This is a genomic window from Bradyrhizobium sp. OK095, from assembly GCF_900109945.1.
Lineage (GTDB): Bacteria > Pseudomonadota > Alphaproteobacteria > Rhizobiales > Xanthobacteraceae > Bradyrhizobium.
In genome coordinates, this window is sequence record NZ_FOBX01000003.1 from 322050 (window position 1) to 345682 (window position 23633).

Genomic DNA, 23633 nt, shown 5'->3' on the forward strand with positions numbered 1-23633 from the left:
CGTTAAGCCTGTTCGATTTCTTCGCGGAGCACTTCGAGCTCCAGCCATTTGTCCTCGGCCTCGGCCAGCTCCTTTTGCGCCTTCGTCAGGGCGTCAGAGGCCTGATCGAAGCGCTTGCGATCCTTGCGGAAGAGATCGGGGTCGTCAAGGAAGCGCTGCTGCTTGGCGATCTCGGCTTGCAGCTTGGCGATGGCTTTGGGCAGCGTCTCCAGCGCGTGTTGCTCGTTGAAGGTCAACCGCCGTTTGGTGACACCAGAAGGCGCGACTGACCGCTGCTCTCTCTTCTCTTCGGCGACCTTCGCCGTGGCGCGCTTCAAGTCGACGCCACGCTGGGCCAGCATGTCGGTGTAACCGCCGGCATATTCGAGCCAGCGTCCATTGCCCTCGGGCACGATCACCGACGTCACCACGCGGTCGAGAAAATCGCGATCATGGCTGATCAGAATCACGGTGCCCTCGTAGTCGCCGAGCATCTCCTCGAGGACGTCGAGGGTCTCGAGGTCGAGGTCGTTGGTCGGCTCGTCCAGCACCAGGAGGTTGGAGGGTTTCGCCAGCGCACGTGCCAGCATCAGCCGGCCGCGCTCGCCTCCGGACAGCACCTCCAGCGGCGTGCGCATTTGTTCCTGGGCGAACAGGAAGTCCTTCATGTAGCTGACGACATGCTTCGGCTTGCCGCCGACCATGACGTGGTCGCCGCGGCCGCCGGTCAGCGCTTCAGCCAGCGTCGTTTTGGGATCGAGGCTTTCGCGGTGCTGGTCGAGCGTCGCCATCTCGATGTTGGCGCCGAGCCGCAGGCTGCCGCTGTCCGGTGCGCTGCCGCCGGTCAGCATCTCGATCAGCGTCGTCTTGCCGGCGCCGTTCGGGCCGACGATGCCGATGCGATCGCCGCGCTGGACGCGGATCGAGAAGTCGTCGACGATCTTTCGCTCGCCATAGGACCGGCTGATGTTCTTGGCCTCAATGACGAGCTTGCCGGACTTGTCGGCTTCGGCAGCCGCGAGGTTGGCGTTGCCGGTCGCGCCGCGATGGGTGCGGCGCTGGTCGCGCAGCGCGTGCAAATTGCCAAGCCGCTTGACGTTGCGCTTGCGGCGGCCCGAGACGCCGTAGCGCAACCAGTGCTCCTCGTTGACGATCTTGCGGTCGAGCTTGTGCTGGTCGCGCTCTTCCTCCGCGAGCACCTCGTCGCGCCAGGCCTCAAAGGCGCTGAAGCCGCGGTCGATCTGCTTGATCTGGCCGCGGTCGAGCCAGGCGGTGCTGCGCGAGAGGTTGGACAGGAAGCGCCGATCGTGGCTGATGATCACCAGCGCGCAGCGGCGGCTCTCCAGTTCGCCTTCGAGCCATTCGATGGTCGTCAAATCCAGATGGTTGGTCGGCTCGTCCAGCAGCAGGATGTCGGGCGAGGGCGCCAGCACGCGTGCCAGCGCGGCGCGGCGGGCTTCGCCGCCGGAGACATGCGCCGGATCTTCTTCGCCGCTGAGACCGAGCTGTTCGACCAGATAGCGCGCCTGATAGTGATCGTCGCCGGCATTGAGGCCGGCCTCGACATAGGCCAGCGTGGTGGAGAAACCGGAAAAATCCGGCTCTTGCGGCAAATAGCGGATGGTGGCGCCGGGCTGCACGAAACGGCTGCCGCCATCCGGTTCGACCAGGCCGGCAGCGATCTTGAGCAGCGTCGATTTACCCGAACCGTTGCGGCCGATCAGGCAGACGCGCTCGCCGGTCGAGACCGACAGTTCGACGCCCGCCAGCAGCGGCGTGCCGCCAAATGTCAGCTTGATATCGCGCAGTTGAATCAGCGGTGGCGCCATGCGGTGTCTCAGTCCTGTCTTGTTGCGGCCTGGTCGGCGCGGCGGCGCTGAATGCGGCGGATGGTCTGGTCGAGCGTCGACAGAAACGTCGAGCGGTCGCGTGGTGAAAACGATTTCGGACCGCCCGTGACTTCGCCCGCCGAGCGCAAATCCGTCATCAAGTTGCGGACCGCGAGCGTCATCCCGATCGATTCCTCGGTGAACGGCTTGCCGTTGGATGCAATCACATCGGCGCCGGCCTTCACGCAGCGGCTCGCGAGCGGGATATCCGAGGTGATGACGATATCGCCGGGCCCCGCGCGTTCCGCGATCCAGTCGTCGGCGGCATCCATCCCGGCACCCGCGGCAATGCGCTCGATCAGCGGATCCTGCGGCACGCGGATGAAATTGCCCGCGACCACGCTCACGGGCAAGCCGTGCCGGCCGGCGACGCGATAAATCTCGTCCTTCACGGGACAGGCGTCGGCGTCGACGTAGATGCGGGTGGGGGTGTCAGGCATTCGCGGCGTGGTACCCCATCCGGGCCACAAAGGCGAGGGGATTGACCCTGTTTCCCTGGGGCCTACGATCGCCTTGGAACAACAAGAAAACAGGGAAGACCAGCATGCCGAACCGGCTCGAAACCTGGCGTGTCGAGGCCTACAACACCGCAAAACAGTCCGAAAACAAGATGCACGACGACAATGTGGCGCGCCGCTTCGGCTTTTCCGGCGGGCTGGTCCCCGGCGTCGATGTTTTCGCTTATATGATGCACGTGCCGGTGGCGCGCTGGGGCCGAGATTTCCTGTCGCGCGGGTTGGTCGAGGCCCGCTTCATCAAGCCGGTCTATGACGGCGAGACCGCGGACGTCGATGCCACCGAGCACAACGGCCTGCTCACGATCGAGGTGTTCAGCCGCACCGAACTCTGCGCGACCGGAACGGCCTCGCTGCCGGCGGTGGCGCCGATGGTGTCATTGAGCGACTATGTCGCGGTCCCGCCTGTGGCCGAGCGCAAGCCGGTCAGTCCCGCGACGTTCGAGACAGGAAAATGGCTCGGCACGATGCCGCGCCGCTGGGCCGGGCAGGATGCGACCGGCTATCTCGCCGATGTCAGGGAAAATGATCCGGTCTTCGCGCGCGAGGGGCTCGGCCATCCCGGCCTGATCCAGCGGGTCATGAACCGCGTGCTGGTCGACAACACCATTCTGGGCCCGTGGATCCACGTCGGCAGCCGCATGCAGCTCCTGTCAGCGGCACGCGCCGGCGACGAGATCACCGCGCAGGCTAAGGTGACCGCGAATTACGAGAAGAAAGGCCACCGCTTCGTCGAGCTGGACGCACTCGTCGTCGCCAACGGCACGACGCCGCTGGCGCACTGCCAGCACACCGCGATCTACATGCCGCGCGAGCAGGCGGCGGCGTAGGGGCGCAGCGCGTCCGCATATTCGCTGTCATTCCCCGCTCCAGTGCGCAATTGCGCACAAGGCGGTTGATGACAGCAGGGGTTGAGGAAGCAGCGAGTGTCCCTTACGCCGCCGCCCCCTTCGCATCTTGAATCGCGCGCCACACCTTTTCCGGGGTCAGCGGCATGTCGATGTGCTTGATGCCGTAGTCCGACAGCGCATCGACCACCGCGTTCACCACCGTCGACAGGCTGCCGGCGCAGCCGGCTTCGCCGCAGCCCTTGCTGCCGAGCGGATTGGTCGTGGCCGGCACCGGGTGATCGCCGACCTCCATGAACGGCACGTCCTCGGCGCGGGGCAGCGCGTAGTCCATCAGCGAGCCCGTAATCGGCTGGCCGCTCTCGTCGTAGCGGACGTGCTCCATCAGAGCCTGTCCGATGCCCTGGACGACGCCGCCATGAAGCTGGCCGGCGACCAGCATCGGGTTGATCACCGTGCCGAAATCGTTGACCGCGCTGTAGCGCACGATCTGCACCACGCCGGTATCAGGATCGATCTCGACCTCGGCGACGTGGCAGCCGTTCGGGAAGGCCGAGGGCACCGGATCGCTGGTGTGGTCGACGTCGAGGCTGTCAGGCACGCCCTCCGGCGTCTTGCCGTCATGCAGCTTCCTGGCGAGCTCCATGATGTCGATGCTGCGGTCGGTGCCGGCGATGGTGAAACTGCCGTCGGCGAATTCGATGTCGGCTTCGGAGGCTTCCAGCATGTGCGCGGCGGCGCGCTTGCCCTTTTCAATGACGAGCTTGGCAGCGCCCACAATCGCCATGCCGCTCGCGGTGATCGAGCGCGAGCCGCCGGTGCCGTTGCCGGTGTGGACGATGTCGCTGTCGCCCTGCACGAGCTTGACGCTGTCGAAGGGCACGCCCAGCTGCGAGCACAGCACCTGCGCGAATGCAGACGCGTGGCCCTGGCCGTAATCGAGTGTGCCGGTGATGAGCTGCACGGAGCCATCGGCATCGAACACGATCTTGCCGAGCTCGGGGCTCGGCGGTGCGGTGACCTCGAGATAGGAGCCGACAGCGATGCCGCGCAGCTTGCCGGCCTTCTTGCTCTCCTTCTTGCGCTTGGCGAAGTTCTCGTGGTCGGAGATTTCGAGTGCTTTGGTGAAAACCGCCTGGAAGTCGCCGCTGTCATAGGTGACGCCGGAGGACGCCGCGAACGGCATCTGGCTCTGCTTGATGAAGTTGCGCTTGCGCATCGTCAGGCGGTTGATGCCCATCTCGTCGGCGGCGCGGTCGATCAGCCGCTCCATGTAGTAGTTCGCCTCGGGACGGCCGGCGCCGCGATAGGCGCCCATCAGCGTGGTGTTGGTCAGCACCGTCTTGATGTCGATGCCCATCAGCGGCGTACGATAGACGCTGGAAAAGTTCTTGCCGGTGTTGAGCGAGAGCGGGCCGGGCGCAACGCCGGTGATGTAGGCGCCGAGATTGCCGTAGCCCGAGAGCTTTGCCGCGAGGAAATGCCCCTCGGCGTCGAGCGCCAGCTCGGCATGGATCTTCTGCGCGCGGCCGTGGCTGTCGGAGAGAAAGCTGGTCGAGCGCTCATCGAGCCACTTCACCGGTTTTCCCAGTTCCTTCGCCGCATACAGGATGCACATGTATTCGGGATAGTTGACGTTCTTCATGCCGAAGGAGCCGCCGACATTGCCGGTGAGGATGCGCACCTTCTCGTTCGGCACTTTCAGATTCTTGGCGAGGTTGGCGCGGTTGCCCGCGACGCCCTGCGTCGGCATCTGGATGGTGTAGCGCTCGGTTGTCTTGTCGTAGGAGGCAAGGCCGACGCGCGGCTCCATCGAGACCACGGCGACGCGGGTGTTGTCGATGTCGACCTTGGTGATATGGGCGGCGCCGGCAAAGGCGGCGTTGACCTTGTCCATGTCGCCATAATGGTAGTCGAGCGCGACGTTGTTCGGGATGTGGTCGTAGAGCTGGGGCGCGCCGGGCTTGGTGGCGTCCTCGGGATCGGTCACCGCCGGCAGCGGCTCGATGTCGAGCTCGACGGCCTCGGCCGCGTCGCGGGCCTGGGCCAGCGTCTCCGCCACCGCGAAGGCGACGGGATCGCCGACGAAGCGGACCTTGTCGGTCGCCAGCGGCTGGCGGTTGGTCTGGAGCAGGGGCGAGCCGTCACGGTTCTTCAGGGGCAGGCCGCAGGTGAAGGGGCCGTAGCCGGCGGCATCGAGGTCCTTGCCGGTCCACACCCCCAGCACGCCTGGCATCGCCTTGGCGGCGTCGGTGCCGATGCTGCGGATGATTCCATGGGCATGGGTGGAGCGGACGACCACGGCATAGGCCTGGCCGGGCAGGTTGAAATCGTCGGTGTAGCGGCCCTTGCCGCGCACCAGCGTGTCGTCCTCCTTGCGGCGGACCGGCTGCCCGACGCCGTATTTTTGCAGTGCAATGGCGTTTTCGAGCGTGGACGATTTGGTGTGTTCTTGCATGGAAATAACCTGAAAAGCCGGCAATTGCGCGTTTTGTGGGCGCTTTGGGGGACCGGGTCCTCTGAGATAACCCACGGACCCGTTCACGACAACGCACGAATGGGCATGGTCCCATGTGATGCGTTGTTGCGCATACCCGCCGCGCTGCTAAGGTTTCAGGCGAAAAATCAATTCCAGACCGGCCCGACCGGCCGCGGAAAGACAGTTTTGTATGAATGACCACACGCGGCTCCGCGACGGCCATGCGCCGCACGGTGAGCTGGAGGGGTCGATGGCGGCGGTGGCGTTGGCCCCCGAACCGGCCGTCCCCGCGCAAGCGGGAACCGGCGTCTATGCGGCGCTGGACCTCGGCACCAACAATTGCAGGCTCCTGATCGCCTGTCCGACCAGCGATGGCTTTCGCGTGGTCGATTCCTTTTCGCGCATCATCCGGCTCGGCGAGGGCGTCTCGTCGACCGGCTGCATCAGCGAGGCCGCGATCGAGCGCGCCATCGTCGCGCTCGGCATCTGCCGCGACAAGATCAATTTGCGCAAAGCCAGGCGCTTGCGGCTGATCGCGACCGAAGCCTGCCGGGCGGCCTCGAACGCTGAAAACTTCCGCAGCCGCGTCGCGGCCGAGACCGGCATCGAGCTCGAGGTGATCGACCGCGGGACCGAAGCTTCGCTCGCTGTGCTCGGCTGCTCGCCGCTGGTGGATCCCAGGGGGAGGGGCGCGATCCTGTTCGATATCGGCGGCGGCTCGACCGAGCTGGTGCGGATCGAGCGCGATGCCGCCAATCCGGAGCCGCGCATAAAGGCCTGGATGTCGATCCCGTATGGCGTGGTCACGCTTGCCGAGCAGTTCGGCGGCCGCGACGTGACGCCGGAGATTTACGCCGCGATGGAGCGTGAGGTCGCGCGCCACGTCGCGCCGTTCGCCGAACAGCATGGCGGCGATCTCGCGGATATGCATCTGCTCGGAACCTCCGGCACAGTGACGACGCTCGCCGGCATCCATCTCAACCTCGCGCGCTACGACCGCCGCCGCATCGACAGCATCTGGATGAACGATTCCGACCTCACCGCGACCATCAACAAGCTGCTCGGCATGAGCTACGAGGAGCGCGCCGCGAACAGCTGCATCAGCGTCGAGCGTGCCGATCTCGTGCTGGCCGGCTGCGCCATCCTCGATGCTATCAGGAGCGCGTTCCCGCTGCCGCGCCTGCGCGTCGCCGACCGAGGCCTGCGCGAAGGCATGCTGGTCGAGATGATGCGCGAAGACGGCGTGCTCAGGAGCTGGTGAGATGGCCAAGGACACCACCGGCCGCTTGCACATCCAGGTTAAGACCAAGGTCAAGACCGGCGGCAAGCGCAAATTGTCGTCGAAGCTCTGGCTGGAGCGGCAGCTCAACGACCCCTATGTCGTCAAGGCGAAGGCGCTGGGCTATCGGTCGCGCGCGGCATTCAAGCTGCTCGAGATCGACGACAAATATCGGCTGCTGAAGCACGGCATGGCCGTGGTCGACCTTGGTGCTGCGCCAGGCGGCTGGAGCCAGATCGCTGCCAAGCGCGTCGGCTCCGTCGACGGCAAGGGCAAGGTGATCGCGATCGACCTGTTGGAAATCCCCAAGATTGCCGGCGTCGAGTTCGCTCAGCTCGATTTCATGGACAATGACGCGCCGGACAAGCTCAAGGCCATGCTCGACGGCGGCGCGGACGTCGTGATGTCCGACATGGCCGCCAACACCACCGGCCACCGCAAGACCGATCAGCTCCGCATCGTTGGCCTGATCGAGACCGCCGCCGCCTTTGCCTGCGATGTGCTCAAGCCCGGCGGCACGTTCCTGGCAAAAGCATTCCAGAGCGGCGCCGACGCCGATCTGCTCGCCCAGCTCAAGCGCGATTTTGCCACGGTGCGTCACGTCAAGCCGGCCGCAAGCCGTGCGGATTCCTCGGAGCGCTACGTGCTCGCGACGGGGTTTCGGGGCGGGACGGTAGCCTGACATCGCCGCGGGCCGTCACAGGCCCGACGTTCTGCCGTTCGCGTCACCCCGATCGGTTTTGCCGCGATCTCGAGGATTACTGTCGCGGCGTGATGCTGACGATCGCAATGCGGTCATCAGCGGAAACGACTCCCTCATGGCGAATACCACCGGCGACGATGTCGATCGCGCCGGCGGACAGTTCGTATTTGTCGACCAGAATCCTGCGAACGGCCAGCGCGCGGCGGCGCGACAGGCCGGCATTGTAACCCGCCGGGCCAAGCGCGTCGGCGAATCCGGTCAGCGTGATCGCAGACTTGCCGGTCGATTTCCGATAGCGATCGACAAATGTGGCGATCGTGGAGGATGCCTCGCCCGTCAGCTCGGTCGATCCGGTCCGAAAGCGGATCGTCACGTCGGGCTGATCGCGGCAATGGCTCCCAACGGGGCACCGCATCGGCCGCTTTGCCTGCAATGCATCGAGGACGTCTTTCTCGCTGTCCGCAGCCGCTCGGTCCATCGAGGTGCACGCCGCGGCAAGCAGCATCAGGATCGACAAGCTGAAACGCATCATGGGGCCGTCCAAATCGTCGCGTTACCGGATTGAGTGACGCGCCTAAAGATGTCACCGTCCGTGATTTGCATCACAGAAAACGGCGTGGAATCCGCTATTCACCCGGTGGAATGCGGGGCGGGGCGGTGCTGCGCGGGCAAATTTGCTTGCCCCGCGCGCCGATAAGAATTGCATCGGGCGAGTCGCGCAACTAGGACAGGTGCCAGGGGGACGAGATGCGCGCTGAAAAGTGGATCATTTGTCTGTTGGCAGGCGTCTTGCCCTGTGTCGCTGAGGTCGGCGGTGCTGTCGCCCTCGACAAGCCAAGCGCGCCGGTCGCGGCGGCGAATGTGGATCTCAACGCAATCATCAAGCGCTACCAGCTTGCGCTTGCCGCGAGCGACTATCCGACCGCGTTGCGTGAGGGCGAGCAGTTCGAGGCCGCGGTCAAGGTCAAGCCCGGTCCGGACAGCGAGGCCTACGGCGCCGCCCTGCACAATCTTGCGCTGGTCTATCAACGGATGGGCAAGCTCGATCTGGCGGAGAGCTTCTATCTCCGTGCCAAGACGATTCGGGAGACGAAGGGCAAGAAGCCGGACCTCGCCTGGACCCTGTTCAACCTCTCCAACATCTATCTCCAGCAGAAGAAATACGATCAGGTCGAACAGCTTTTGACGCGTACCCTGCAATTGCGCGAGCAGTCGCTGGGGAAGGAACACCTGGAGACGGCGCAGACGCTCCACAATCTCGGCATGGTCAATCGCGCCACCGGAAAATATGCGCAGGCCGCGGAGTTCTTCCGGCGGTCGCTTGCGATCCGGGAGCGCAGCAAGGACGTGCCGCCGATGGCCCTGAGGTGGACGTTCGCCAACCTCGCTCTCGTCTATGATGACCTGAAGGACAGGGAGCAATCGGGGGCATTTGCGCGGCGAGCGCTGGATCCGAACGGGACCGGGCTGATCGCGACCGAACAGACCCAGATCACTTCGTTTCTATCGAAGCTCACGAGTGACCGAGAGAAGGAGTTTCGCGCGCGGTACGCTGCTCTTGGAAAGATATATGGGGAACGCAAGTACAGGGAAGTTTTGCGTGCGGCCCCCCAATTCATCGAGGAGGCCCGGCAGGCCGTTGGCGAGGATAATTTTCTTTACGGCGCCGCCCTGATGGGCGTGGGCGACACCGTTTTTGCATTGGGCGATTATCGTAGCGCGCTCGACTACTACAAGAAGGCGGTCGCGGTCGACAAAGGCCATCTGTCAGTGCAGGCCAACGCAATCGCTCGCTCGCGGAAATTGGGTTGGGCGAGCAGCAAGTTGGGCGACTATGCCGCATCGGAGGGCTATTATCGGCAGGCGCTTCAGGTCGAAGAGGGCCGCGCTGGGAAAGAATCTGCGGATGCGGGCTCTATCCTGGAAGACATTGCCGGAACTCTCGTCAACCAGCGACGATATGACGAAGCGACGGTTCTCTACTTGAAGGCACAATCGATTCTCAGTCACGCCAAGGGTGCAGAAGCGAGCGAAACTATCGGTGTTCTTCATAATCTGGCTTGGGTCGAGAGGCGGCGGGGCAATTACGCCGAGGCCGAGCGATTGCACCGACAAGGTCTGACGCTCAAAGAACAATTTCGAGGCGCGGATAGCGCGGAGGTTGCTTCAAGCCTGAGATCGTTTTCGGCTTTCTACCGCGAAGTCGGACGCTATGACGAGGCGGAGCAATTGCTCAGGCGGGCGCTGTCGATCAATCTCGCCGACCGCGGCGTGTCCAACATAACGCTCGGAGATACGATGCAAAGGCTCGCAGCCGTGCTGGTCAGGCTGGGGAAGTATGACGAGGGCATCGAATTCTACAAGAAGGCGATCACATATCGCGAGAAAGAGCAGGGACACGGGCATCCGGAAACTGCGTGGGGCATCAACAATCTGGGAGACGTGTACTTTCAGCAGGGGCGGTTTGCCGAGGCGGAGCCCCTGTTCGAGGAGGCCGCCAACATCCGACGCCAGGTCTTTGGTCCTGACGATCTCGACGGCATTCCGATTCAGAACAATGTCGTCAGCATCAAGCTGGTGAATGGTGACGTCCCCGGCGCCATCGCGATTCTCAAGGAGAGCCTCAAGCTGCGGATTGCCGCTCTCGGCGAGCAATCCACGGACGTCGCCTACAGCCTGTCGCTGTTGCGCGAGGCGATGGAGAAGGCAGGCAATTACGACGAAGCGCTGCGGTTGCAGCAGAGGGCGCTCGCCATCCGGGAAGCAGTCCAGCCCAAGGGACATCCCGAGATTGCCCGTGCGCTCTACGACCTGGCCGGCGTCTACCAGCGCCTCGACCGGCAGCAAGATGCCGCCGACGCCCTCGTTCGGTCTATCGAGATCAGCCTCGCCTCGCTCGGTGAGCGCCATCCTCACGTCGCGGATTCGTTGCAAAGGATGTCGGAGGTCTATCGCCGTCAGGGGCGGATCGATGACGCCGTGAGCGCGTCCCGGCTCGCGATCCGCTCCACGACCGAGTTTTCGGAGCGCGAGGGAGCCGGCGGCTCGGGCTCAGTCCGGGAAGACATGCCGACACGGCGGGCGCAACTCTTCAAGGACCATGCTGCGTTGCTCTATTCGGCGGCCGCGGCATCGCCGTCGCAACAAAAGGAGTTTTTCGACGAGGCCCTCTCGGCGATCCAGCGGGCCGGGCAGTCCTCCGCCTCGCGCGCCATTCAGAAGGCGTCGGCGCGCATCGCAGGTGGCGATGCCGAAGCCTCCCGACTGATCCGGACGAGCCAGGATATCACGCTGCAGTTGGCCGCGCTCGACACCGAACGAAATCAAATCCTTGCGGCGCGTACCGCGGATACCGCCTTGCATGACGAGAAGGCCGGTTTCCGGAATGTCAGCGACAAGATCACCCAGCTCGAAACCCAGCTCGCCGAGGTGAACAAGAAGGTCGACGAGCTCGCCCCGCGATACAAGGCGTTGGTCGACCCGCGGCCGCTCGACGTCGCCGATATCCAGCGGCGGCTCCAGGGCGACGAGGCGGTTGTCATCTACGTGACCGGCGACAAGGGCGGGCTGGTGCTTGCCGTGAGCAAGGACTCGTTCGGATGGGGCGCGCTCACGGACGGCGTGCCGGCGCTTTCGGAGAAGGTGAAGGCGTTTCGCCGCGGACTCGACCCCGAAGCGTTCAGGGCTTCCGCCTTGGGCGGCAAGCCCGATCTGTTCAGCCTCGGGCGAGCCTATGACCTCTACGCCGCCCTGCTCGGTCCGGTTGAAGCGATCGTCGGGGGCAAGGCCCGTATCAGCGTGATCCCGGACGGCCCGTTGACGTCGCTTCCTTTCCATCTGCTGGTCACTGAAAAACCGGCAGTTGATGCGCTCGCACTGAAGGACGTCGCGATATATCGCGAGCAACCTTGGTTGATCCGCAGGTCTGCCGTGAAGATCGTGCCCTCGATTTCAAATCTGGGTACCACGCGTAGTGTGGAAGCACGCAACCTTGCGCCGCGAACCATGATCGCCTTCGGCGATCCGGTGTTCGACCCGGCGGAGCGGCGGCGCGTTGTGGCCGAGGCCGGCAGTGCCGGAAAGCGCGTCGCGCCGACGACCAGGGCCTATACCAGCTTCTGGCAGGGCGCCTCGGTCGATCGAAACCGGCTGCGCGAGGCGCTACCGACGCTGCTCGATTCCGGTGAGGAAGTGAGGAACATCGGCCGCAAGCTCGGCGTTCCGCAATCCGATATTCTGGTCGAAAAGGATGCCTCCGAGGCGAACGTCAAGCGAAGGCCGCTGGCCGATTACCAGATCGTCTATTTTGCCACGCACGGCCTGGTCGCAGGCGACGTCAAAGGGCTGGCCGAGCCGTCGCTTGCCTTGACCATCCCGGATGTCGCCAGCGAGGACGACGACGGCCTGCTCACGTTGAGCGAGGTCAGCACGCTGAACCTGAATGCCGAGCTCGTCGTGCTGTCCGCCTGCAACACGATCGCAGGTGATCGTCCGGGGGCCGAAGCCCTGACCGGACTGGCGAGGGCGTTCTTCTATGCCGGCGCCAAGGCCATGATCGTCTCGCATTGGGGTCTGGCGTCGGATGCCGCGACCAGGCTGATGACCGACGCGTTTGGCCGCATGCAGGCCGATCGATCGCTCGACCGATCGGAGGCACTTCGCCGCGCCATGCTGTCGTACATGGAGGATCGAGGCAGTCCCCTGAACGGATATCCGGCATATTGGGCTCCGTTCGTCCTCGTCGGTGGAGGGGACTGAGGCGCCGGGCCTCACCCGAGCCGCTGATCCCGCACGTTTTGGGTGTCCTCGGTCGCCGTCTTGACGGCGGCGCTCGCGGCGCTCTTTGCGGCGCCCTTGCGGCTGGAAATATCCACCGCCTTGCGGCCGGAGATCTCGTGGCCGGCATCGGCGGGCATCTGCCAGAAGAAGAAGCTCGACACCGCAGAGGTCAGCGCCACCACGACGAAGGCGGGCGCGAACACGGTGGCATTGAGCTCGCTGACATGGCTGAGCCACATCGTCGTCTCCACCGAGGCTGCGCCGACCGCGACGCCTGCGGAGACCGCGAGCTGCTGGTTGACGCTGACGAGCGTGGTGGCGCGGCTCATCTGCGGCGGCTCGACGTCGGCATAGGCGACCGTGTTGATCGCGGTGAATTCGAGTGAGCGAAAGAAGCCGCCGACCACCAGGATGATCATGATGATCAGCAGCGGCGTGCTCACCGTGAACAGCGCACAGGCGGCGAGGAAGACTGCGCTGACGATCGCGTTCACCGTCATCAGATTGCGGAAGCCGAAGGTTCGGATGAGGCGCGCGGCCAGCGTCTTCATGCCCATGGCCCCGAGCGAGGAGGCGAACGTGACGAGGCCCGAACGGAACGGCGACAGGCCGAAGCCGATCTGCATCAGGAGCGGAAGCAGGAACGGCAGCGCACCGATACCGAGGCGGAACAGGAAGCCGCCGAGGATCGCCGCGCGCAGCGTCGGCAGGTTCAGCAGGGAGAAGTCCAGCACGGGCGATCCGGTGCGCCGCGCGTGAATGACATAGAGCGTCATCGAGATCGAACCGCCCGCGACGAGGGCCGCGATCGTGCTCCACGGCAGCAAATTGAGGCCGGCAACGGAGAGACCGAAGGCGATGCCGGCGAGCCCTAGCCCCGCGAGCACCATGCCGTAAAGATCGAACGGCTCCTGCTCGTCGCTCTTGATGGGATCGATGAACTTCAATGCCATGAAGATGCCGAGCAGCCCGATCGGGATATTGATCAGGAAGATCCAGTGCCACGACGCATAGGTCGTGATGAAGCCGCCGAGCGGCGGCCCGATCACCGGTCCTATCAGGGCAGGGATCGTCACCCAGGCCATGGCGTTGACCAGTGCGCTCTTGTCGACCGAGCGCAGCAGCACGAGGCGTCCGACCGGCGTCATCATCGCGCCGCCCATGCCTTGCAGGATGCGCGCGAACACGAAATCGGTGACCGAGGTCGAGAGCGCGCAGCCGATCGATCCCACCATGAACACGCCGACCGCGATCGCGAACACCATCCGCGCCCCGAACCTGTCAGCGGTCCAGCCGCTCGCCGGAATGAACACCGCAAGCGACAGCAGGTAGGAGGTGATCGCGAGCTTCAGCGTCAGCGGGCTGGTGCCGATGTCAGCCGCGATCGCCGGAAGCGAGGTGGCGATGACAGTCGAGTCCATGTTCTCCATGAAGAGAGCAGTGGCCACGATCAGCGGAATGATGCGTTGCTTGTCGACCATGAACGATTGGTAATGAAAATCAGGAAGGGCGAGGATGGCGGCTTATCACCGCCACTCGGCCGGGACTATTGCGTATCAACGCATAGCACCTAAATCCTGCGTAACAACGGTGTGACTCCCGATGGACCGACGCCACCGGGAGGTCGTCGACGCGATCCGCCAGCACAGGCCGCCCAGCCATCTCCGCCGAACCGGTTGTCCACGCTGAATTTACCTAAAAAGCCTGTGCATGGCTGGCCAGCGGGCTGAATTGCTTTGATTCGTCACGCGGTCATGCTATCGACCCGCGTCAACCCCACCGATGGGCTCCGATTCTCCGGCGATGCCGCAAGGTACGCCGAGGCCGGCGCTCATCCATATCTATTTGCGGCAGGGCCGCGGAAGGAGTTGGCACATGGCCACGGTGCAACAAGGCATTCGCGAAGCCTTTACGTTCGACGACGTGCTGTTGAAGCCGGGCCTGTCGGACGTGATGCCGGGTGAGGTCGACATCCGCTCCCGCGTCACCCGCGCCATTCCGCTCAACATCCCGATCATGGCCTCCGCCATGGACACCGTCACCGAGGCCCGCATGGCGATCGCCATGGCGCAGGCCGGCGGCATCGGCGTGATCCATCGTAATTTCGATCCCGAAGGGCAGGCCGCCCAGGTGCGGCTGGTCAAGAAGTACGAGTCGGGCATGGTGGTGAATCCGCTCACGATCAGCCCCGAGGCCACGCTCGACGATGCGCTGAAGCTGATGAGCGATCACGGCATCTCCGGCATTCCCGTCGTCACCGGCGCCGGCAAGACCACGCCGGGCAAGCTGGTCGGCATTCTCACCAACCGCGACGTTCGGTTCGCGACCGACCGCCGGCAAAAAGTCTCCGAGCTGATGACGCATGAAGGCCTCGTCACGGTGCGCGAGAACGTCGGCCAGGACGAGGCCAAGCGGATGCTGCACCAGCATCGCCTCGAGAAGCTGCTCGTCGTCGACGACCAGTATCGCTGCGTCGGCCTCATCACCGTCAAGGACATGGAGAAGGCGGTCGCCCATCCGCTCGCCTGCAAGGACGCGCAGGGCCGCCTCCGCGTCGCCGCCGCCACCACCGTCGGTGACACCGGCTTCGAGCGCACCGAACGGCTGATCGATGCCGGCGTCGACCTCGTCGTCGTCGACACCGCGCACGGCCATTCCCGCCACGTGCTGCACGCCGTCAACCGCATCAAGCGTCTCTCCAATTCGGTGCAGGTCGTCGCCGGCAACGTCGCGACCGCCGAAGGCACGCAGGCGCTGATCGATGCGGGCGCGGACTGCATCAAGGTCGGCATCGGCCCGGGCTCGATCTGCACCACGCGCATCGTCGCCGGCGTCGGCGTTCCCCAGCTCACCGCGATCATGGATGCGGTCGAAGCTGCAAAGAAGTCCGACATCCCGGTCATCGCCGACGGCGGCATCAAGTTCTCCGGCGATCTTGCGAAGGCGCTCGCCGCCGGCGCCGACATCGCCATGGTCGGCTCGCTGCTCGCGGGCACCGACGAGACACCCGGCGAAGTGTTCCTGTGGCAGGGCCGTTCCTACAAGGCCTATCGCGGCATGGGCTCGGTCGGCGCGATGGCGCGCGGTTCGGCGGATCGCTACTTCCAGCAGGACATCAAGGACACGCTCAAGCTGGTCCCCGAAGGCATCGAGGGCCAGGTGCCCTACAAGGGGCCGGTCGGCAACGTCATGCACCAGCTCGCCGGTGGCCTCCGCGCCGCGATGGGCTATGTCGGCGCCAAGGACATGAAGGAGCTGCACGAGAAGGCAAACTTCGTCCGCATCACCGGCGCCGGCCTGCGCGAAAGCCACGTCCACGACGTGACCATCACGCGCGAGGCCCCGAACTATCCGGGCGGGGGCTAGTTCGCCCGACGCGAGGTCATGTGCTGATCGTTAGTGGTGAGATCGGCGGCGCGGAGTGATCCAAATCCGCGGCGTCAGGTCGCTTGGTGTTGATAAACGACCAGATTAGTGCAGCTTGCCATCCCAGCAACGACCACCAGACGTCGCCGTCGAGGCCGGCCCAATTGAGGACGGACATGTCGAACGCGCAGAGAACGGATATCAAGACGCAGAAGACGTTTGACAAGAATATCGGCAGGACGTGGCGGTGATTGAGAAATAGCGCGATCCATGTTGGCAATAAGATGAGGATCAGGGCTCCAAGACCCCCTGATTCCGTCCGCCAATCAAGGGATGCGCCTCTGAGCAACGCAAACAGCATGGGGCCGATCACACCGAGTATCGGCAGAGTCATGATGGAGAGCGTTATTTTCCATGCCGTGCTCTTCGGGGCTGCGAGCGCCATTTGCCCGACGTGCTGCCTCAGCGAAGTCATTTCCCGTCCAACTGTCATTTTTGCTTACCACATTTGCCGCCGCCGATGATGCCGCGCACGGCAGAGGCGAGGTGATCGCCTTGGTACAGCCTAGACTAGTAGGGATGGGTTGATCGCGGCCTTAATCCGGCACTTAAAATTTTCCGGAAGACGGGGGCGTTGGCGCCGCCTCAGGCCGCACGCACGGCCTCGAGAAATTTTCCGACCTCGAGCTTGAGGCGGCTCGAGTCCGAGGCGAGCAATTGGGCGGCGGTCAGCACCTGGGATGAGGCCGAGCCGGTCTCGCTGGCGCCCTGCTGGACGTTGTTGATATTGGCGGAGACCTGCTGGGTGCCGTGCGCCGCCTGCTGCACATTTCGCGCAATCTCCTGCGTGGCTGCACCCTGTTCCTCGACGGCTGCGGCAATCGTCGAGGAGATTTCCGACAATCTCCCGATCGTCTCGCCGATCGCCTTGATGGCGCTGACGGATTCCTGTGTCGCCGTCTGGACGCTGCCGATCTGCTGTTGGATTTCCTCGGTCGCCTTCGCGGTCTGCTGCGCCAGCGCCTTCACTTCCGAGGCGACCACGGCGAAGCCGCGGCCGGCTTCGCCGGCGCGCGCGGCCTCGATGGTCGCGTTCAGCGCCAGCAAATTGGTCTGGCCCGCGATCGAGTTGATGAGCTCGATGACGTCGCCGATCCGGCTTGCCGCCTGCGACAATTCTCCGACGCGTTCGTTGGTGCGGCGCGCCTGCTCGACGGCATCGCCGGCCACGCGCGCGGATTCCTGAACCTGCCGGCTGATTTCGTTGACCGACGACGTGAGCTCCTCGGTCGCGGAAGCGACCGACTGCACGTTGGCGGATGCCTCCTCGGACGCAGCCGCGACGGCGGTCGTCAGCGTCTGCGAACGATCGGCTGTCGTGTTCAAGGTGCCGGCCGAACCTTCGAGCTTGGTTGCTGCCGACGACACCGTGCTGACGATCTCGCCGATCGCGGTCTCGAAATCGCGCGTGATGACGTTGACGCGGCGACCGCGTTCGATCTGCGCTTCGGCGTTACGTGCGGCATCCTCGTCGGCGAGCTTTTTCGCAATCAGCGCGTCCTTGAAGATCTGGAGCGCGCTGGCCATCGTTCCGATCTCGTCCTTGCGATGGCCGTCGGGGATTGCAGCGTCGAGCTCGCCGTCGGCAAGCCGCAGCGTCGTTCCGGTCAGCCGCACCAGCGGGCTGATCACCTGGCGCATAACGGCGATGACGACGGCGACCGAGGCGATCAGCACGACCAGCAGGGCCGCGAGCGCCCAGGTCAGCCGCATCTGCGCTTGTGAGATCGCAGCGTCGTTGGCGTCGTGGGCAAAGGTCAGGGCGGCGTCGCGCAAGCCCAGCACGCTGTTCATGACCGGCGCGAGCCAGCCGGGCCATTCGGCCTCGCTGATCGGGCTGGGACGGCCTTCGCGTGCGGCCGCGACCATCTCGCGAAGCCGCGGCTCGCCTTCGGTCATCAGCTTCGCGCGCACCTTGTCGATGGCGTTCACGAGCGCCGGCGCATCGCCGACATTGTGCACGCCCTGCTCGATCTGCATCCAGATCAGCGCGACCTGACCTGTCAATTCGGTCACCTCGACGCGCTGGGCTGCCGACAAGGGCTGGTTGCGGGCAAACAGGCCGAGCACTGCGGCACGTGCGCCATTGATGGCGCGCATGCTTTGTGCGCTCTGCGCCAACGCCGCCGAAGGCAGCAGGTTCTCGATGTCGCTGCCGGTCCGCGACAGGTTGATCGAGGCCTCGCTTGTTGCCGCGGTGAGGGCGTCGATGGAGCGTGCAAGTCCATCCACGATCACCGTCTGGCTGTTGGCGGGGCGTTGCGGCTTGGGCAGGACCACGGCCTGACGGCCTGCACTGCGCAGCTGATGCAAAGCCTGCTCGGCCGCTTCGATCGATTTCGTCGGCAGCTCCGCCGCGAGAATAGCCGCCTTGGCCGCCGCGACGGCGGCGTCCGTGCTGGCGACGGTCTTGTCCAGGGTTGATAGTTTTTCAGGCGTGGCGGGATCGACCGGGGTTGCCACCGCGAACCAGGCGGTGCGTTCGGTCGGAACCAGGCTGCTCGCCTTCATTATGAGCTCGAAAGCGGTCAGCGAGCGCGCGGCCGCCTCCCGCTTGCGCAGATCGCCCCATCCGCCCCAGGCGACGGCGCCCGCGAACGCGACGGCCAGAAGGCTCGTGATCAAATTGCCTGCCAGGACGCGCCAGCGCAGGCTGATGCCGCCCTTCGTCCCGATGTTGGAGGAACTTTCAGACGGCAGGGAAAGCTCTGGCACCGGATAGGCTCTTTGGTCGTGGAAGGACCACGCAATTTTAGTTCGCAAATCGCGACCAAAGCCTTAATTGAGCGAGAGTTTGCTTCGCCGCGACGCTCCCTCTAAATCAGGGCAATAAGCAATCTGGAGGAAGCCATGTCCCAAGCCAAGCGCATCGTTCTTGCCGCGCGTCCCGTCGGCGAACCCAAACCGTCTGATTTTCGTCTGGAGGAATTCGCTGTCCCAGCGCCGGGGCAGGGCGAAATCCTGTTGCGCACGATCTGGCTGTCGCTTGATCCCTATATGCGCGGCCGCATGAGTGAGGGGCCGTCCTACGCCGCACCGGTGCCGATTGGCGGCGTGATGGAGGGTGAGGCGGTCAGCGAGGTTGCGGCGTCCAGCAATCCCGATTTTGCCAAGGGCGACATCGTGCGAGCCCGTACCGGCTGGCAGACGAACGCGATCTCCAACGGCAAGGGCCTGATCAAGGTCGATCCGAAGCTCGGTCCGATCTCCACGTCCATTGGCGTGCTCGGCATGCCCGGCATGACCGCGTATACGGGCCTGCTCGATATCGGCAAGCCGCAAGAGGGCGAGACCGTCGTCGTCGCGGGTGCCTCCGGTGCGGTCGGCTCGGCCGTCGGACAGATCGCCAAGATCAAGGGCGCCCGCGCGGTCGGCATCGCCGGCGGCAAGGACAAATGCGACTACGTGGTGAAGGAGCTCGGCTTCGATGCCTGCATCGATCACCGCGATCCTGATCTGGCCGCGAAGCTGAAGGACGTCTGCCCGAAAGGCATCGACGTCTATTTCGAGAATGTCGGCGGCGCCGTGTTCGAGGCGGTGTTCCCGCTGCTCAATGCCTTTGCGCGCGTGCCCGTCTGCGGCCTCATCGCCCATTACAACGACACCGAGGCCAAGCCGCCGAAATGGGCTGGTGCGATGATGCGCGCGACCCTGACCAAGCGGCTGACCTTCCGTGGCTTCATCGTCTCCGACTTCGCCTCGCGCCATGGCGACTTCCTGCGCGACATGTCGGGTTGGGTCCGCGACGGCAAGGTCAAGTATAAGGAGTTCGTCACCGAGGGCCTGGAGAGCGCGCCCGGCGCCTTCATGGGGCTCCTGAAGGGCGCCAATTTCGGCAAGCAGCTGGTCCGGGTGGGGCCGGATAAGGCCTAGCTGCAAGGCCCAGTTGCATTGGCGCCACAGTCCGGGCGCGGATGGTTAAGGAAGAGTCACCAAACGGTCACACCTGCCCGCAAAAGCCGCAGGTGTGACCGCTCATTCATTGACCTCTAGACGAAGGCATTGAATCATTGCGCATATTTCAGGTGTTGCGATGATTGAGATCGGTATTTTCTGCGTAATCCTTCTGGCTGCCGGCTATTGGGCGACGATGTTCGTCATGGGCCGGCGCGACGACGTCATCCATGGCAAGTTCGTGCGCGCCGAGGAGGCGGGCGATTTCGCGCCAGCCGCGATGCCGGCGCCGCCGTTCCCGAAGCGTCCGGTGAAGATTGTGCAGCCCGCGATCGCTGAAGCGAAGCCGGTGAACAGCGCCGCGCTGGAATCCCTGCTGGCTGCGATCCAGCAGGATCTCAAGAGCGTAGCCTAAGTCCAACGCTCAAACGCTGCCGCGCTCGACCAGGAACAATTCGACGGCCAGCCGCTGCTCGGCGGGCGGCGTGCCGGACAGGCGCGCCAGCAGCAGCTCGCCCGCGATGCGCCCCACCGCCGCCGCATCGAACGAGATGGTGGTGAGGCCGGGCGTGATCTGATCGGCGACATCGTTGTCGCCGAAGCCGAGCACCGCGAGATCGCGCGGCACGGAAAGTCCGCGTGCGCGAGCCTCGATCAGCGCGCCGGTCGCGAGCAGATCGTTGGCGCAGAACACGGCATCGACAGGATCGCTGCGCTCGAGCAGTGCAGTGAAGGCGGCGCGGCCGTCGACCAGCCCCGTGACCTCTCCAACGACGATCTCGTGCACGATTTCGAGCCCAAGCTGCGCCGCTGCCGTGCGAAAACCGTCGCGGCGCAGCGCGCCACGGCCGCTGCTGCGGCCGATGAAGGCGACGCGGCGGCGACCGGCCGCGGCCAGCCTGCGCGCCGCCATCGCGCCGGCATCGGCATTGGGCAGTCCGACCAGCATGTCGATGGGATCGCGCGGGAACGCCCAGGTCTCGATCACGGGAATGCCGAGCTCGGCAAGCGCTGCGCGGTTCTCCTCGAGCTCGATCACGCCGGTGAACATCACCGCTGCGGGGCGGATGCCGCGCAGCGACTGGATCATCGCGACTTCCTTGGCATAGGAGTAGGAGGTCTGGCCGACCAGCACCTCAAAACCCTCAGGCTCCAGCGTGGCGGCAAAGCTGCGCACGGCGAGGCCGAACTGCTGGCTGAGGATGTTGGAGACGAAGGCCATGACCACGTTCGAGCGGCCCGAGCGCAGTGCGCGCGCATGCGGGTTGGAGGCGTAGCCCGTCGCCTCGATCACTTCGAGAATGCGTTCGCGGGTTTCGCGATTGACCTTCTCGGGATGACACAACACCCGCGACACCGTGATCGGCGACACGCCCGCGCGTTCCGCGACCTCCGCGATGCGCGGCGGCCGTCCGGTTGCGCTGGCGCGGCCGGGCGGGGCCGGAATGCGCACCACATCGTCATAGCCTGGCTTTGCCGGATCGGTCATCGAATCCTGATCGGTGATGCGAGACAAGGCTAATCGAACTCAGCTCGTCGTCAAAACCTCCTCACGCTTCAAGGCACGGCCGACCTGGACCAGGCAGTCGCCGCTCTGGCTGTCGGTGTGCAGGCGCTGCGAGATCACGATGCCGTCGGCCGGAAAACGCAGCACCTCTTCCGGCAGTTCCGGTCGCTCGAAGTCGTGATACCAGCCGGCGACGTCGCCGGCCGCGACGCGTGCGCCGACAGTGACGGCGGGCTCGAACCAGCCGCGCCGCGTCGCGAACACCGCCTGTGCATGGCTTTGCAGCGCCAGCAGCTCGGTGGCGCGTTCGACCGGCGCATGCGGCCCCAGCACCGGCGCCTGAACCAGACCGAGTGCGAGCAGCAGACGATCGACGGCGCGCGCGGTGAGCGCCATGGTCTGCGGCGTCACGGTGCCGCCGCCGCCGAATTCGCCTGATAGCCCGATCGCGCCGGCGCGCGCGGTCGCCGCCATCGAGGTCGGTGCGGTCGCGCCGTTCTCGGCGACGAAGGCGAAGGGCATGCCCAGCCCTTCCATCAGGCGCAGCGCGTGGCCGAACATCTCGGGCGGCCCCTGCCGCTCGATCAGCGCGCAGGGCACGTGCGCCATCGAGGTGCCACCGGAGTGGATGTCGAAGACAACGTCGTGGCGCGGAAACAGCTCGTGCTCGAGGAAGTGCGCAAGGCGGAACGTCGGCGTGCCCGCAGCATCGCCCGGGAAGGCGCGGTTGAGATTGCCCTCGTCGAGCGGCGAGCGGCGGCGCGCCGCCATCACGGCGGGCAAATTGGCGAAGGGCAGGATGGTGATCTCGCCCTTGATGGCGGCTGCATCGAGCCGGCGATACAGCCGCGTCAGCGTGATCTCGCCCTCATATTCGTCGCCGTGATTGCCGGCCATCAAGAGAAGTTTGGGGCCGGCGCCGTTCTTGATCCGGAAGATCGGGATCTTGAGCTGGTAATAGGGGGAGCGGTCGATCGAGAAGGGAATGCCGAGGTGGCCGGACCATTTCTGGTCCTTCTCGAAGTCGATGTCGTGGAACAGTCCGGTATGCATGGGAGGCCTCAAGGCCGCGTCGTCGCCGACGCCGGCCGAAGGTTGGAAGGAGCGCTCTTCAGAGCAAGGCGACCGCGGTCATCTCGACGCGCAAATCGGGGTCGGCGAGGCGGGCTTCGACGCAGGCGCGCGCCGGCGGATTGGCCGGATCGATCCAGGCGTCGTAGACCGAGTTCATGGTGTCGAAGTCGGTGATGTGCGGCAGGAAGACATTGACCGCGATCAGTTTGGAGCGGTCGGAGCCGGCCTCTTTCAGCAGCGCGTCGATCTTGGCGAGCACCTGCTGGGTCTGCGACACGATGCCGGCCTTGCGGTCATCGGCGACCTGGCCTGCGATGTGCACCATGCCGCCGGCGGCGACCGCCTGGCTCATGCGCGAACCCACGACGTAACGTTTGATCATCTGAAAATCTCCTCGTGAAAGTGTGGCTCCCGCGACGCGCGCGGGAGCAAGTGTCGGCTTACAGCGTCGGCAGCGTCTGCTCTTCCTTGAACCACTTCAATTGCAGTGCGCCGAGCTTGCCGTTGAGCTTGTTGAAGAAGATGTCTGTGTTGATCCAGTTGAGCAGGTTCTGCTCGCCCTGGCGCACACCGACATGGGCCGGCGACTGACGGATCAGGAATTTCAGCTCGACCTCCTTGGTCGGGTTCTGGTCCTGCACCTTCAGCGCGATGGCGCTGTTCTCGGCGAAGGTGTCGGCCTGTCCCGCGAGGTAGGCGGCGAGCGCGGCCGGCGTGTCCTCGAAACGCACCAGCTTCACCTTCGGCGCGTTGTCGGTGAGCCAGACGTCGAGCGTCGAGCCCTTGGCCACGGCAACGCTGCGGCCGTCGAGATTGTCGGGCTTCTTGCCGGTCGCGGCCGGAATCGACTTGGGGCCGTAGACGCCGAGATTAACCACCGCATAGGGTTGCGAGAACATCACCTGCTGGGCGCGCTCGGGCGTGGCGCCAAGACCCGCGATCAGGATGTCGATCTTGTCCGAGAGCAGGCTGGGAATACGCGCGGCGCCCGTCACCGGGACGAGCTCGAGCTTGACGCCCATGTCGGCGGCGATCAGCTTGGCGAGATCGGCATCGAGGCCGGCGATCTCGCCCTTGTCGTCCTTGAAACCCCACGGCGCGGCATCGGTCAGCAGGCCGACGCGGAGCTTGCCGGAGCCGAGCACGTCCTGGAGCTTGTCGGCGTGAGCAAGGTTCGGCGCAGCAATGATTGCGAGCGCGGTGGCTGCGATCGCAAAGAGGGACTTCAATTGTCTCATGACTCTCTCCTGGTGACGGATGG

The 23633-nt window shown here is 64.9% G+C and carries 18 protein-coding genes; 7 read left to right on the forward strand and 11 right to left on the reverse strand.

Annotated elements, in window-relative coordinates; all coding sequences use genetic code 11:
- Window positions 1–2: 2 nt before the first annotated feature.
- Entirely contained in the window at window positions 3–1808 is a 1806-nt protein-coding gene (locus BMW89_RS10425) for an ABC-F family ATP-binding cassette domain-containing protein (protein WP_092025449.1), read from the reverse strand.
- A gap of 8 nt (window positions 1809–1816) precedes the next feature.
- Window positions 1817–2308, reverse strand: a complete 492-nt coding sequence (locus BMW89_RS10430; RefSeq protein WP_092025451.1) for a YaiI/YqxD family protein — start codon at window positions 2306–2308, stop codon at window positions 1817–1819.
- A gap of 104 nt (window positions 2309–2412) precedes the next feature.
- On the opposite strand from BMW89_RS10430, the gene BMW89_RS10435 reads away from it, so the two are divergent.
- Window positions 2413–3213, forward strand: a complete 801-nt coding sequence (locus BMW89_RS10435) for a hypothetical protein (RefSeq protein ID WP_092025454.1) — start codon at window positions 2413–2415, stop codon at window positions 3211–3213.
- A 103-nt stretch (window positions 3214–3316) separates the two neighbouring features.
- Here BMW89_RS10435 and BMW89_RS10440 read toward each other — a convergent pair whose 3' ends face one another.
- Window positions 3317–5689 (reverse strand): xanthine dehydrogenase family protein molybdopterin-binding subunit, encoded by a 2373-nt coding sequence (locus BMW89_RS10440; RefSeq protein WP_092025456.1) that lies wholly within the window; start codon window positions 5687–5689, stop codon window positions 3317–3319.
- A 211-nt stretch (window positions 5690–5900) separates the two neighbouring features.
- Between BMW89_RS10440 and BMW89_RS10445 the strand changes: the two genes are divergently transcribed.
- Together BMW89_RS10445 and BMW89_RS10450 are read left to right on the forward strand one after the other, a co-directional pair.
- Window positions 5901–6971, forward strand: coding sequence for a Ppx/GppA phosphatase family protein (locus tag BMW89_RS10445; RefSeq protein ID WP_092025458.1), 1071 nt, complete (start codon window positions 5901–5903; stop codon window positions 6969–6971).
- 1 nt (window position 6972) lies between these two features.
- Entirely contained in the window at window positions 6973–7671 is a 699-nt protein-coding gene (locus BMW89_RS10450; RefSeq protein WP_092025460.1) for an RlmE family RNA methyltransferase, read from the forward strand.
- Window positions 7672–7747: 76 nt separating this feature from the next.
- Here the strand turns inward: BMW89_RS10450 and BMW89_RS10455 are convergent, their stop codons facing one another.
- Window positions 7748–8224 (reverse strand): OmpA family protein, encoded by a 477-nt coding sequence (locus BMW89_RS10455; protein WP_092025463.1) that lies wholly within the window; start codon window positions 8222–8224, stop codon window positions 7748–7750.
- 500 nt (window positions 8225–8724) lie between these two features.
- Between BMW89_RS10455 and BMW89_RS10460 the strand changes: the two genes are divergently transcribed.
- A complete protein-coding gene (locus tag BMW89_RS10460; protein ID WP_502686389.1) occupies window positions 8725–12450 on the forward strand; it encodes a tetratricopeptide repeat protein in 3726 nt (1241 codons plus the stop codon).
- A gap of 11 nt (window positions 12451–12461) precedes the next feature.
- Here BMW89_RS10460 and BMW89_RS10465 read toward each other — a convergent pair whose 3' ends face one another.
- Window positions 12462–13952 carry an MFS transporter gene (locus tag BMW89_RS10465; protein WP_092025468.1) on the reverse strand — a complete coding sequence of 497 codons (1491 nt, stop codon included), beginning with the start codon at window positions 13950–13952 and terminating at the stop codon, window positions 12462–12464.
- A 394-nt stretch (window positions 13953–14346) separates the two neighbouring features.
- On the opposite strand from BMW89_RS10465, the gene guaB reads away from it, so the two are divergent.
- Window positions 14347–15837 carry an IMP dehydrogenase gene (guaB, locus tag BMW89_RS10470; RefSeq protein WP_092026276.1) on the forward strand — a complete coding sequence of 497 codons (1491 nt, stop codon included), beginning with the start codon at window positions 14347–14349 and terminating at the stop codon, window positions 15835–15837.
- A gap of 16 nt (window positions 15838–15853) precedes the next feature.
- Here the strand turns inward: guaB and BMW89_RS10475 are convergent, their stop codons facing one another.
- Complete coding sequence (locus tag BMW89_RS10475) at window positions 15854–16312, reverse strand: hypothetical protein (RefSeq protein WP_092025471.1); 459 nt, start codon at window positions 16310–16312, stop codon at window positions 15854–15856.
- Window positions 16313–16482: 170 nt separating this feature from the next.
- Window positions 16483–18612, reverse strand: coding sequence for a methyl-accepting chemotaxis protein (locus tag BMW89_RS10480; RefSeq protein ID WP_244547568.1), 2130 nt, complete (start codon window positions 18610–18612; stop codon window positions 16483–16485).
- A 135-nt stretch (window positions 18613–18747) separates the two neighbouring features.
- Here BMW89_RS10480 and curA point away from each other — a divergent pair, with 135 nt between their 5' ends.
- Both curA and BMW89_RS10490 read left to right on the forward strand, forming a co-directional pair.
- On the forward strand, window positions 18748–19770 hold the full coding sequence (gene curA / locus BMW89_RS10485) for an NADPH-dependent curcumin/dihydrocurcumin reductase (protein WP_092025474.1): 1023 nt from the start codon (window positions 18748–18750) through the stop codon (window positions 19768–19770).
- Between the two features lie 160 nt (window positions 19771–19930).
- Entirely contained in the window at window positions 19931–20206 is a 276-nt protein-coding gene (locus BMW89_RS10490) for a hypothetical protein (protein WP_092025477.1), read from the forward strand.
- A gap of 9 nt (window positions 20207–20215) precedes the next feature.
- Here the strand turns inward: BMW89_RS10490 and BMW89_RS10495 are convergent, their stop codons facing one another.
- From BMW89_RS10495 to BMW89_RS10510, 4 genes are read right to left on the reverse strand one after another with little or no spacing between them, the layout of a single operon-like run.
- Window positions 20216–21280 (reverse strand): LacI family DNA-binding transcriptional regulator, encoded by a 1065-nt coding sequence (locus BMW89_RS10495; RefSeq protein WP_092026281.1) that lies wholly within the window; start codon window positions 21278–21280, stop codon window positions 20216–20218.
- 39 nt (window positions 21281–21319) lie between these two features.
- Window positions 21320–22351: a succinylglutamate desuccinylase/aspartoacylase family protein gene (locus tag BMW89_RS10500; protein WP_092025480.1), complete on the reverse strand. Its 1032-nt coding sequence runs from the start codon at window positions 22349–22351 to the stop codon at window positions 21320–21322.
- 58 nt (window positions 22352–22409) lie between these two features.
- The gene (locus BMW89_RS10505) at window positions 22410–22754 is read right to left on the reverse strand and encodes a RidA family protein (protein WP_018645782.1); all 345 of its coding nucleotides are present in this window, start codon (window positions 22752–22754) and stop codon (window positions 22410–22412) included.
- A 58-nt stretch (window positions 22755–22812) separates the two neighbouring features.
- Window positions 22813–23610, reverse strand: coding sequence for a transporter substrate-binding domain-containing protein (locus BMW89_RS10510; protein WP_092025483.1), 798 nt, complete (start codon window positions 23608–23610; stop codon window positions 22813–22815).
- Window positions 23611–23633 lie beyond the last annotated feature (23 nt).

What these genes read in the sequence shown, in the direction of transcription:
- BMW89_RS10495 (WP_092026281.1), bottom strand. Translation starts at nt 21,280, where the DNA reads ATGACCGATCCGGCAAAGCCAGGCTATGACGATGTGGTGCGCATTCCG.
- BMW89_RS10425 (WP_092025449.1), bottom strand. Translation starts at nt 1,808, where the DNA reads ATGGCGCCACCGCTGATTCAACTGCGCGATATCAAGCTGACATTTGGC.
- BMW89_RS10455 (WP_092025463.1), bottom strand. Translation starts at nt 8,224, where the DNA reads ATGATGCGTTTCAGCTTGTCGATCCTGATGCTGCTTGCCGCGGCGTGC.
- BMW89_RS10435 (WP_092025454.1), top strand. Translation starts at nt 2,413, where the DNA reads ATGCCGAACCGGCTCGAAACCTGGCGTGTCGAGGCCTACAACACCGCA.
- BMW89_RS10445 (WP_092025458.1), top strand. Translation starts at nt 5,901, where the DNA reads ATGAATGACCACACGCGGCTCCGCGACGGCCATGCGCCGCACGGTGAG.
- BMW89_RS10465 (WP_092025468.1), bottom strand. Translation starts at nt 13,952, where the DNA reads ATGGTCGACAAGCAACGCATCATTCCGCTGATCGTGGCCACTGCTCTC.
- BMW89_RS10440 (WP_092025456.1), bottom strand. Translation starts at nt 5,689, where the DNA reads ATGCAAGAACACACCAAATCGTCCACGCTCGAAAACGCCATTGCACTG.
- BMW89_RS10460 (WP_502686389.1), top strand. Translation starts at nt 8,725, where the DNA reads ATGGGCAAGCTCGATCTGGCGGAGAGCTTCTATCTCCGTGCCAAGACG.
- curA (WP_092025474.1), top strand. Translation starts at nt 18,748, where the DNA reads ATGTCCCAAGCCAAGCGCATCGTTCTTGCCGCGCGTCCCGTCGGCGAA.
- BMW89_RS10475 (WP_092025471.1), bottom strand. Translation starts at nt 16,312, where the DNA reads ATGACTTCGCTGAGGCAGCACGTCGGGCAAATGGCGCTCGCAGCCCCG.
- BMW89_RS10505 (WP_018645782.1), bottom strand. Translation starts at nt 22,754, where the DNA reads ATGATCAAACGTTACGTCGTGGGTTCGCGCATGAGCCAGGCGGTCGCC.
- BMW89_RS10500 (WP_092025480.1), bottom strand. Translation starts at nt 22,351, where the DNA reads ATGCATACCGGACTGTTCCACGACATCGACTTCGAGAAGGACCAGAAA.
- BMW89_RS10430 (WP_092025451.1), bottom strand. Translation starts at nt 2,308, where the DNA reads ATGCCTGACACCCCCACCCGCATCTACGTCGACGCCGACGCCTGTCCC.
- guaB (WP_092026276.1), top strand. Translation starts at nt 14,347, where the DNA reads ATGGCCACGGTGCAACAAGGCATTCGCGAAGCCTTTACGTTCGACGAC.
- BMW89_RS10490 (WP_092025477.1), top strand. Translation starts at nt 19,931, where the DNA reads ATGATTGAGATCGGTATTTTCTGCGTAATCCTTCTGGCTGCCGGCTAT.
- BMW89_RS10510 (WP_092025483.1), bottom strand. Translation starts at nt 23,610, where the DNA reads ATGAGACAATTGAAGTCCCTCTTTGCGATCGCAGCCACCGCGCTCGCA.
- BMW89_RS10450 (WP_092025460.1), top strand. Translation starts at nt 6,973, where the DNA reads ATGGCCAAGGACACCACCGGCCGCTTGCACATCCAGGTTAAGACCAAG.